The sequence below is a fragment of the Pelosinus fermentans DSM 17108 genome (assembly GCF_000271485.2).
In the GTDB taxonomy this organism is placed as follows: Bacteria; Bacillota; Negativicutes; order DSM-13327; family DSM-13327; genus Pelosinus; species Pelosinus fermentans.
Genome location: NZ_AKVN02000001.1, coordinates 443,532 through 455,108 on the forward strand (window position 1 = coordinate 443,532; position 11,577 = coordinate 455,108).

At 38.4% G+C, this 11,577-nt stretch carries 9 protein-coding genes; 5 read left to right on the forward strand and 4 right to left on the reverse strand.

All coding sequences use genetic code 11. The annotated features are described in order from the left end of the window. Positions 1 to 194 precede the first annotated feature (194 nt). From FR7_RS02045 to FR7_RS02055, 3 genes are all read right to left on the reverse strand, one after another. Positions 195 to 1,091, reverse strand: coding sequence for a dihydrodipicolinate synthase family protein (locus FR7_RS02045; protein ID WP_007938321.1), 897 nt, complete (start codon positions 1,089 to 1,091; stop codon positions 195 to 197). 75 nt (positions 1,092 to 1,166) lie between these two features. Next, positions 1,167 to 2,510 carry a GntP family permease gene (locus tag FR7_RS02050; RefSeq protein ID WP_007938324.1) on the reverse strand — a complete coding sequence of 448 codons (1,344 nt, stop codon included), beginning with the start codon at positions 2,508 to 2,510 and terminating at the stop codon, positions 1,167 to 1,169. 34 nt (positions 2,511 to 2,544) lie between these two features. Beyond that, positions 2,545 to 4,518 (reverse strand): YjhG/YagF family D-xylonate dehydratase, encoded by a 1,974-nt coding sequence (locus FR7_RS02055; RefSeq protein ID WP_007938326.1) that lies wholly within the window; start codon positions 4,516 to 4,518, stop codon positions 2,545 to 2,547. A gap of 335 nt (positions 4,519 to 4,853) precedes the next feature. On the opposite strand from FR7_RS02055, the gene FR7_RS02060 reads away from it, so the two are divergent. From FR7_RS02060 to arsA, 4 genes are all read left to right on the forward strand, one after another. Beyond that, entirely contained in the window at positions 4,854 to 5,603 is a 750-nt protein-coding gene (locus FR7_RS02060; protein ID WP_007938327.1) for an IclR family transcriptional regulator, read from the forward strand. A gap of 229 nt (positions 5,604 to 5,832) precedes the next feature. Then, entirely contained in the window at positions 5,833 to 6,192 is a 360-nt protein-coding gene (locus FR7_RS02065; protein ID WP_007938329.1) for an ArsR/SmtB family transcription factor, read from the forward strand. A 94-nt stretch (positions 6,193 to 6,286) separates the two neighbouring features. Then, positions 6,287 to 6,661 carry an arsenite efflux transporter metallochaperone ArsD gene (arsD, locus tag FR7_RS02070; RefSeq protein ID WP_007938331.1) on the forward strand — a complete coding sequence of 125 codons (375 nt, stop codon included), beginning with the start codon at positions 6,287 to 6,289 and terminating at the stop codon, positions 6,659 to 6,661. Between the two features lie 20 nt (positions 6,662 to 6,681). Beyond that, positions 6,682 to 8,433: an arsenical pump-driving ATPase gene (arsA, locus tag FR7_RS02075; RefSeq protein WP_007938334.1), complete on the forward strand. Its 1,752-nt coding sequence runs from the start codon at positions 6,682 to 6,684 to the stop codon at positions 8,431 to 8,433. A gap of 54 nt (positions 8,434 to 8,487) precedes the next feature. Here the strand turns inward: arsA and scpB are convergent, their stop codons facing one another. Beyond that, the gene (scpB, locus tag FR7_RS02080; RefSeq protein ID WP_007938336.1) at positions 8,488 to 9,267 is read right to left on the reverse strand and encodes a methylmalonyl-CoA decarboxylase; all 780 of its coding nucleotides are present in this window, start codon (positions 9,265 to 9,267) and stop codon (positions 8,488 to 8,490) included. A 643-nt stretch (positions 9,268 to 9,910) separates the two neighbouring features. On the opposite strand from scpB, the gene FR7_RS02090 reads away from it, so the two are divergent. After that, the gene (locus FR7_RS02090) at positions 9,911 to 11,515 is read left to right on the forward strand and encodes an ABC transporter substrate-binding protein (protein WP_007938340.1); all 1,605 of its coding nucleotides are present in this window, start codon (positions 9,911 to 9,913) and stop codon (positions 11,513 to 11,515) included. Positions 11,516 to 11,577: the final 62 nt, after the last annotated feature.

Here is an 11,577-nt window from a genome sequence, read left to right on the forward strand (position 1 = left end):
AAGTCTTTAGCATTCATAATTTGGGCAGATGGGACAAGGAACCTGTCCCCGTGTCCCATTCTAGCATCAAATGAAAAAGGCTAAGAAAATTTTCAGACGAAAATTTCTTAGCCTTTAATCTTTTTGATCAGCTTTTATTAAACATAACAAAAAGAATATCGCCTGTCAATAAGAATGATGGTGACACTAAGCTCCTATTTATTACGCCATAACTGATCAGCAAAACCAGACAAAGAAGCTTTTGTATCTTCGGTCAGTGCAGTCAATGGTGCTTTGCAGTTTTCCTGCATACCCAAACCTAACTCTGCCATAGCCCACTTCATCACAGGATTGAATGGTGTATGGACTTCATAAAAGCGCATTCTTTCATCAATCGATCGTTGTGTCTTTATAATTTGACTCAAATCTTCCTTGCGAAGAGATTCTATGACCTCAGCACATAGAGACGGATATACATTCGATAACGCACCGATACAACCGTCACCACCGGAAATAACCGTTGGAATGCAATTATTATCATATCCAGTATAAACAATGAAATCCGGATACTTAGATTTTACGAGCTGAATATACTGTTGCGTATGTCGAAGCACGGCATGTGTATCTTTCATGCCCTCTAGATGGTCATGCTTAGCTAGTAGGCGCAAAAAGGTGTCCACTGTTACATCATAACCAGTACGGTCTTCGTAATTATAGATATAAACTGGTCCTTTTACATCTGTTAAAAGATTATCATAATAGTTAAATACATCCTCCTGGTTGCAAGCACTATAATATGGACCTACTACAAGTACTGATGTTGCACCTGCTTTTAAAGCCAAATTTGATAAATCCACCGTTTCCTTGTATGCCATACGTCCTGTGCCTGCCATCACAATGGCTCGATTACCAATATATGAAATCGCATCCAATATAAATTCCTTAATCTCCTCATACGTAAAAGCATAGAACTCTCCAGAACTGCCTCCAACCAAAATTCCATCAATTCCTGCATCAATCAATGTGTCGTACAGCTTATGCATCGTTTCATAATCTACCGTACCATCGGCATTGATCGATGTCAAAATCGGACTAATATATTTACAATTCAATTCAAATTCCTCCTATATCCTACAATTAAATATCTACTTTGTTGGTTACCCTTAAAATATCTATTCGGATCATCACTATTTAATGATTGCATCTAACGCCAAAATAAACATCAGCCCTACAACAGAAGTAATTGTCGATAACAATGTCCAGGTAGCAAACGTTTCTTTCAAAGTTAAGCCGAAATATTCCTTAACCATCCAAAATCCAGCATCATTAACATGTGATGCAATGGCACTGCCGCAACCTGTTGCTAAGGTGACCAATGCCAAATTAGCATCATATTGAGCTAACATCGGAATAACTAAACCAGCCGTAGATATCGCCGCAACAGTTGCTGAGCCTAAAGAAATACGCAATATCGCTGCAACAATCCATGCTAAAAGAATGGGAGACATAGATGTCCCAGCAAATATAACTGCTATATACTTGCCGACTCCGCCATTAATAAGCACTTGCTTAAAAGCTCCGCCGCCGCCAATAATCAATAACATCATACCGATAGAGGCTGCTGCTGACGAACAAGATCTGGTAATTTCTTTAATAGAAATATTTCTATTAATTCCCATCGTATACACTGCAATCACTAAAGAAATTAGCATTGCTACGGATGGATCGCCAACAAATGCAATCACTTTAAACACAACATTTGTGCCAGCATTGCCGATTACCATTTTTACACCAGTAGCGATCAGCATTAGAATCACCGGAAACATGGCTGTTAATAAACTAATATTAAAACTTGGCGTATCATCGAGATTAAATTCTTTTTGATCGCCCAAAGAATCAATACTTCCTCTCTTCTCAAATGCCGAAGGAACTATCTTTTTTGCCAGTCGAGTAAATATTGGACCGGCTATAAGAACGGTGGGGATAGCCACAATAATACCATATAACAAGACTTTCCCAATATCAGCTCCATACTCCCCAGCGATTACTGTAGGACCTGGATGTGGCGGAAGAAAACTATGTGTAGCCAATAATGCTGCCAGCATTGGGATACCCAAAGATAATAGCGACACCTTCATTTCTTTTGCAATCGAGAAAACAATAGGAATCAACAATACTAACCCGACTTCAAAAAACATTGCGATTCCAACAATAAATGAGGAAACTACAACGGCCCACTCTATTTTAGTCTCGCCAAATTTATTAATTAAGGTCATTGCAATTCGTTGCGCACCACCAGCATCAGCTACCAGTCGGCCGAGCATAGCACCCAAACCAAATATGAGCGCAATATGCCCCAGCGTTCCACCAATACCGGTTTCTATCGTGGAAACAACTTTTTCCATAGGAATTCCCAGTGTAAGGGCTACACAAAATGATACTATCAGGAGTGCAACAAATGTATTTAATTTAAATTTAGAAATTAAAACAATTAATAGAATGACGCCTATTGCAACAATTACTAATGGCATAGATTTACCTCCTAATTTTTACTGGTGTTGTTATTTATTTTTTATCTGCTAAAACCTTTTTCCCAGCTTCGATAACTTCGATGATTTTATCCACATCATAGACACAGCCTCTCCATATTCCACCACTAATGGACTGAAGTTCTGCCCACAATTTAGTATCATCAGGTAAATCCGGATCTGGCTGCAATCCTGGATGCATCTCTCGTTTTTTCAATACTTCGGCAGCCTCATCATAGGAAAGCTGATTTTCTTGGGTTCCGATGAAATTAAGTGAGCCTTCGAACTGATTTCCATCAACAATAATCTCTATCAAATCCCCATCTCGCAATTTACCCAGTGGCCCGCCAACCAATGCTTCAGGTCCTACATGTCCAAAGCAAGCTCCTGTAGAAACACCAGAAAATCTAGCATCCGTAATCAGAGAAACATGTTTGCCAAAAGGTAGTTTTTTCAATGCTGAAGTTAACTGGTAAGTTTCCTCCATACCGGTTCCCTTCGGACCTCCACCCATAACAATCATGATATCGCCAGCTTGTATTTTCTTATCTTTTATTGCTTTAATTGCTGACTTTTCGGATATAAATACTTTAGCCTTGCCAGTGTGTCTGAATACGCCATCTTCATCAATAACCGTTGGATCAATGGCTGCAGATTTAACAACAGATCCCTCCGGTGCAATGTTTCCAACAGGAAATGTTACGGTAGATCTTAATCCCCTCTCTCTGGCTTTGGCAGGGTTCATAATTACATCGTCAGGATTTACCCCATCTAATGCTTCTAAACGCTCCCTGCATTTTTTACGTCTTTCAGATTTTTCCCACCAATCCAAGTTAGCTCCTAACGTATCACCTGTAACTGTCATAACATCTTCATGCAGCAAACCAAGTTTTCTTAAGCGAAGCATAACCTCTGGAACTCCACCAGCTAAAAAAACACTTACTGTTGGATAGTTAACCGGACCAATTGGCATAACACTTACTAAACGAGGAACTTTTTTATTAACAGCGGCCCATTCATTTACTGTAGGAACTTTGCAATTTGCTGCAAAAGCAATAGCTGGCAAATGAAGAAGTAAATTTGTCGAACCGCCAAATGCCGCATGTAAAACCATTGCATTTTCAATCGCCTTATCAGTAATAATATCCCTTGTTGTAATACCCTTTTCCTTTAATTGCATCACAGCTCTAGCAGACTGTCTTGCAATTTCTTCCCAAATAGGCTGACCCGAAGGCGCTAAAGCAGAATGTGTAATTGCAAGTCCCAGTGCTTCGGCGATTACTTGGGAGGTACCTGCCGTTCCAAAAAATTGACACCCGCCACCGGCAGATGCGCAAGCACTGCAGCCCACTCTTGCCGCTTCATCAAAAGAAATTTCATCACTAGCGAATCGAACACCAATGGTCTGAACCGTTCCAGCATCTTCACCTTTTACAGGTTGAAGCGTTGCACCCCCTGGTACAAGAACAGTCGGCAAATCATGCATCGATGACAACGCCATCATCATTGCTGGCAATCCCTTATCACAAGTAGCAATACCCATTACCGCTTTTCTTGTTGGAAGAGACCGCGCCAATCGTCTAAACACGATTGCAGCATCATTGCGATAAGGCAATGAATCAAACATACCCGTAGTTCCCTGGCTTCTCCCGTCACACGGATCCGTAACATAAGCCGCATACGGTACGGCACCATGGTGTGCCAATTCATCTGCGGCCGCACGCATCTGCAAACCTAATTCGTAGTGGCCTGTATGCAACCCCACGGCTATGGTGCTGCCGTCTTCACCACGAATTCCCCCTTGAGTGCTTAAAATGAGTACATCATCATCATTAAGTTTTTCCGGATTCCAACCCATACCAGCATTTAGAGTCATTCCAAAAATATGTCCACTTGGCGATTCTTTTAAAAACTTTTCACTAAAAGGTAATTTTCCTTTTGGCCCTTCAGCATGAGTGTAGATGTTATATACAGATACATCTTTTACATCATAAATTGATTTCATTGACATAAACAGTTTCCTCCTTACAATTTCATGATATTCCAAAGACTATGACCTACATGATGGGATTTCTTTCTGGTGTTAACCACTCCTTTTATAACTTTTAAATCGAATTACAGTAATCATGCGCATGTTAATAATTCTTATATACGAACATGATTCCTTTATAAGAATTATTAACTAGATAATAGCACACTTATGCCATTATTCGCAATAGTCTTTTAACTTTTCATTGCCCCTGATTGTGCTTAGCGAGTAAATCACAATTCATATTTAAGTAGACAATCTTTTTTAAAATCAATAGAATGGTAGTAATACAAAATTTATTTATATAAGGAGTATTTATGTCCCATAAACCTACAGAACGAGTATTAAATATATTAAATCTTTTATCTGTTAATACAGATGGATTAACTCTTACAGAAATATCTAAAGTTATCTTGGTTCCTAAGAGCACGCTTTACCCTATCTTGCAAACGATGACTGATATGAATTACATCCAACTCGGTAAAGATTCTTTTCGCTATAAACTAGGCATTTCCACTTTTTGCATTGGATCTTCTTATTCTCAAGATGAATACATGCTTGAATTCGTCAAGTCGATAATGAAAAGTATCGTTACTGAAATTAAAGAGATTTGCCAAATGGGGGTTTTAGAAGGAAACAATGTTTTATACGTCTTAAAAGAGGAACCCGAAGTGGGCTTGGATATTCGCATTATCTCTCGTGTCGGAAAAAGACTTCCTGCATATTGCACCGCATTAGGAAAAGCTTTATTAAGCAACTATGACATTGAAGAAGTAAAAAAATTATATCCAGAGGGCTTAATTCCCTATACAGAGAATACAATTACGGATTTCGATATTTTAAATAATCACTTATCAACAATTAGAAAAGAGCATATTGCTAAAGAATACGAAGAAATCACCAAGGGACTATGTTGCTATGCTGTGCCTTTGGAGTCCAACGGCAATATAATTGCTGCCCTAAGCGTTAGTATTCCTAAATTCCGGGCGACTAAAGAAAAATTAAATTCTGTAACCGAATTGTTATTAAGTGCCCGCAGACAGTTCGGGAATGTTAATTTCAAATAAAAAAATTTGTAAAACGAACTTTAAAAAAAATACCCTATAGAGTAGACAATAAAAACGTCTACTCTATAGGGGAGAATTATGTATAAATTACAAGAACCACCATATTGACAAATTGAAATATATGTTATATGATCAAAATTGAATATAATCATATAACACATATTTCAATCAGCTAACATACAGTATAGTAATTGACGGAATAGGATTGCTGGCAAGGAGGTAGAAAACATTGAATTTAACACGGGTATTAAAAGCATTAGGTGATGAAACTAGACTTAGCATTGTGAGTTTATTGCGAGTTGAAAATTTGTGTGTATGCGAAATTGAAGCCATAATGCAAAGCAGTCAGTCCAACGTGTCTAGGCATCTGGCTAAACTTCGTGACGCAGGGATTATCTATAGCGAGAAAAAAGCACAGTGGGTATACTATGGCATAAACAAAGATATCATTAAAAAATATTCATTTATCAGAACATTATTAGAGGAAGATCTTGCCAATCATCCCCAATATCAACATGATATAGAGAAGCTTAAAATCTATCGGGAACAAAACGATGAATGCGGGGCTTTAGAAAATACAGGTGCTTAACACCTTCTTATTAAAGAGTACATGCATATATTCGCATATAAGGATATGCGAATAACATAAGGTAATCAAATTACTAAAATAAGGGGAGATAGAAATGAGTAAAATTGAAATTTTTGATCCAGCAATGTGTTGTGCAACAGGAATCTGTGGACCAGGGATTGATCAAGAGCTTTTAAGGGTGGCTACAACTATCAATACTCTCACTAAAAAGGGGATCACAGTCATCCGTTATGGTCTTTCTGCTGAACCTCAAGCTTTTATAGATCATAAGAAGGTAAATGAGTATTTAATGAAAGAGGAAGTAGAAGTCTTACCCATTACAGTAGTCGATGGAGAAGTAGTTAAGACTAGAGAATATCCGACACAAGCTGAATTTGCTAAATGGGCGGGTCTGCCTATAGAAGAATTAGCAAGCATAGTTCTTGAAAAACAACAAGGATGTTGTTGTGATGAAGGTGGATGCTGCTAAAAAAAACTAGGAGGAACTACATGTATAAAATATTTAATCCTGACACTATAAATCTGACGAAGTATTTATTTTTCACAGGCAAAGGGGGCGTTGGAAAAACGTCAACTGCTTGTGCAACTGCCATTACTTTAGCAGATCAAGGGAAAAAAGTATTGTTAGTCAGTACCGATCCTGCATCCAACCTGCAAGATGTTTTTGGTATTGATCTGGATAGTAAAGGTACTCCCATTCAAGAAGTACCTAATCTTGTAGTAGCAAATCTAAATCCGGAAGAAGCCGCCAAGACATATAAAGAATCAGTAATCGCACCCTATAAAGGCAAATTGCCACCCAGTGTTATAAAGAATATGGAGGAACAGCTTTCAGGATCATGTACTGTGGAGATTGCGGCTTTTAATGAATTTTCTAACTTTATAACAGATGAAAAAATACAAACAGAATATGATCATATAGCATTTGATACAGCGCCAACAGGCCATACCTTGCGAATGCTGCAGCTGCCATCCGCGTGGAGCAATTTTATTAGTGAAAGTACGCATGGGGCATCTTGTTTAGGTCAATTATCGGGACTGGAAAGTAAGAAAGAAGTATACAAGAATGCTGTTAATACCCTAGCCGATGGGGCAAAGACAACACTCATCTTACTGGCTAGACCTGAATATTCTCCCCTGCAGGAAGCGGAAAGAGCTTCTAAGGAACTACAAGACTTAGGGGTTAATAATCAGCTATTAGTTGTAAATGGTGTATTGGAGCTAGATGTTGAAAATGATGAAGTGGCAGAACAATTATATGCGAAACAACAAGGAGCATTAGAAAATATATCGGAACATTTACAAGGAATCCAAACCTATCAGATTCCACTGCGGGCCTATAATATCACAGGAATCAAAAATATAAGAATGCTATTAAAAGAAGATTATTTAGAAACGCAAAGCTATAAGTTAAATAAAGAAGAGTTGCCAAAAGTTAAAGAGTTAATTGAAGATCTCTACCGATCACAAAAAAGAGTGATTTTCACTATGGGCAAAGGTGGAGTAGGAAAGACAACGTTAGCAGCGGCTATTGCCATTGGTCTTGCTGCAAAAGGTATAAAAGTCCACTTAACCACTACGGATCCAGCAGATCATCTGAAATTTGTCGTAGAAGAAGGCCATGGAATTAGGTTAAGTAAGATTGATGAGAAAGAAGAACTTCGTAATTATACAGAAACCGTTTTGGCAAAGGCAAGAGAGACGATGAAAGAAGAAGATATTGCTTATGTGGAAGAGGATCTTCGTTCTCCCTGCACACAGGAGATAGCTGTATTCCGTGCTTTTGCTGAGATTGTCGATAAGGCTGATGATGAGGTAGTAGTGATTGATACAGCACCTACAGGTCACACGTTATTACTATTAGATGCCACACAAAGTTATCATAAGGAAATACAAAAATCTCATGGAGATATACCAGAATCAGTAAAGAAGCTGCTGCCTAGATTACGAGATAAAAAAGAAACAGAAGTGGTCATTGTAACTCTTCCAGAAGCGACTCCTGTATATGAAGCCATGAGGTTACAAGACGATTTAAAAAGAGCAGGGATTCATAATAAATGGTGGGTTATTAATGCAAGCTTGTTAATGACGAATACACAAAGCCCATTGTTAAAAACAAAATCCTTGCATGAGATTCCTTGGATCAATAAAGTGGATGAAATCGCACAAGGGAACTTTGCAGTAATACCATGGAAAGCAGAAGAAATAAAAGGCGAAAAGTTAGCAGAATTAATCACATGATATTCTTATCATTTTAAAATTTCTACTCCCCGTGTCCCTAGTTGTGAAGAAAGCTTATTCGCCTTTAAAATTTGCCGGGCGTTTTTCTAAAAATGCAGTAATCGCTTCTTCATAATCATGGCTGTCATAAACCTTACGCCGCATCCCCTGTACTCGTTCAAAAGCGGATGGAGTGATGGCATATGCTTTTGATAAAACACGGAACTGTTCTTTAATTACCGCAATCGATAACATCGACCGGGTGCTGATTGTCGCAGCTAAATTTAATGTAAAAGAGAGAAGTTCTTCTTCTGCAACTAAATGATTGATAATGCCTACGTTTAAAGCCCGTTCCGCAGGTACTAATTCAGCAGTAAAAAACATCTCCTTAGCAATATTAATCGGTAAACGATTCATAAAATGTAAAATACCTGTAGAATTATAGGGAACTCCAAGCTTAGCAGGAGTCATGGCAAAATTAGCCGTCTTATCGGCAATCACCATATCACAAGTCATTATTAAGTCACAAGCACCACCCCAGACACTGCCGTGTACCATTGCAATAACCGGACCCGGGTATTCTTCCACAGCTCGTAAAAGTACCTCAAGTGAATCATAATAACTTAAAGGATCTCGCATTTTTGACGGTAATTCTTTAACATCATGACCTGCTGACCATACCTTAGACCCCTCCGGAGCACGCAAAATAATGATATGGATCTTCTGTTTTTGAAAATTATCAAGTGCTTCAATAATATCATCGACGAGCTGGGCACTTAATGCATTTAGTTTCTGGGTATTATTTAGCGTAATAATACCCACTTTTTCTGAAAATTCTACCTTGACTAATGACATAATTAATCCTCCTAAATAAGTAAAAATTATAAAATGATTGTATTACTCAGTTGCGATAGGGTTTTAGAAGCCTGATCAATAGTGATATGGCAGCTATACATTCTTCTTAAAGAAATCTTTGCTTCTCGACCTGGGAATAAGGCACCACAGTGGAGTACATCGTCTCCTTTTGAATGTATTAAAAATACAATATACTGAATACTAGATGTATTTTTATCTTTATTATATTCCTGCTATGAAAATAATTGAAATATTGAATAATCATGATATGATAACTATAGGTTATGATTATAATGAGTTTGACATGCCATCTTTACAGAATTATTATTCACTGTTATAATTTAGTAAAAATAGAATTATGGAAATTTTATAAATATGGCAGAAGTCATATTCTAACTTTTAGTAGTAAAACACATAAATATATAGATCTAAAATTGTGGTATGAAACCATTGGGGAGAAAGTTCACCCCGGTTTTCTGCTACATTTTTTTTGCAAAAAATTAAAAAAGGAAGAAATTACGAAGCTTTGGCGTTTGAAAAGCACCTTAATGGTGCTTGAAAAGGAGGTGAATGGCTCGGGAGTTTCTACTATTGCATGTAAGGCAATGGATCACGTAAAAGGAAAAAATGTTTGGAGGAAAGTATGAAGAACAAAAGAATTTTAGCGTTGTGTTTAATAGTAACTTTCTTATTTACATTAGTTGGCTGTGGTAAAGCAGATAAGACTGACGCGGGTACGGCGGCAAAAGACAGTGTCGTAATTGCCATGGATGCCGAATCAGAGCCTGCTGCCGGATTCGATCCGATTATGGGTTGGGCTGCCGGTGAGCATACACACGATCCTTTAATTCAAAGTACCTTATTAATTACAAAAGATGATATTACTATTGGATATGACCTGGCAAAAGAGTATACGATTTCGCCGGATGGTCTCACATGGACTTTTAAAATTCGTTCGGATGTAAAATTTACGGATGGTGTGCCGCTTACTGCAAAAGACGTGGCTTTTACCTATAATAATGCTATGAAGCAGGCCACTGAGACCGATTTGTCTATGCTAAAATCGGTGGAAGCCATTGATGATACGACTGCGGTTTTTCATTTTAATACACCTTATTCAGCGTTTGCTTATACGGCTGCTGTTGTTGGTATTGTTCCCGAACATGCTTATCATGCTGCGACCTATGGTAAAAATCCGATTGGTTCCGGCCGGTATATTCTGAAGCAATGGGATAAAGGCCAGCAGGTAATTTTAGAAGCCAATCCTAATTACTATGGTGAAAAACCAAAAATGAAGAAAGTTTCAATTGTCTTTATGTCGGAAGATGCTTCTTATGCGGCGGCTCAAGGCGGACAAGTAGATGTGGCCTATACAGCTCCGTCTTATACCGTTAATCCGATAAAAGGATATAATATCCTTGCATTCAATACCGAAGATATTCGCGGACTGAATCTCCCTGCTGTTCCTGCAGGGAATAAGACACCTGCTAAGAGAAATGGAGAAACCTATCCTGCCGGCAATAACGTTACTTCCCATCTAGCAATTCGCCAGGCAATTGCCTGCGCTATTGACCGGGAGGCCATCGTAAAGAATGTTCTAAACGGCTATGGCTCAGTGGCTTATAGTGACAGCGTTAATGAACCTTGGGAAAATGAGGCCATGAAAGTAGCGTATGATCCCGCAAAAGCAAAAACCATTTTAGAAGCAGACGGCTGGAGATTAAATGCAGAAGGTATTTATGAAAAACAGGGCTTAAAAGCCGAGTTTGATCTTCTCTATATTTCATCAAACTCCGTTCGAACTGGAATTGCAATGGCTGTGAAAGAAATGCTAAAACCAGTAGGGATAAAAGTAAATCCGATGGGCTCAAGCTGGGATCAGATTGCAACTTTATGTTATGCCACGCCCCATGTTTTTGGTGCCGGATCGCATTCTCCTACTGGAGTTAGGAGCCACTATTATACTGGTAAAAACTATGCATCTTATTCCAATCCAACTGTAGATACATACATTGACGAAGCATTAGCAGCTACTTCTGTGGAAGCATCGTATCCGTTGTGGAAAAAAGCACAATGGGATGGTGCTGCAGGTGTGACTCCTCAAGCTGACTCCCCTTGGGTGTGGCTGGTGGAAATTAAACACATTTATTTCGTCAGAGAAAATCTCAATGTAATTGATAAGAAAATTCATCCTCATGGTTATGGCTGGACAATTGTTAATAATGTTCACCAATGGTCTTGGAAGTAATCGATAGATTAGCAAGTTATTTCTGTTCTATGGTACAGAAAAATAAGATGTTGTCTGTACCA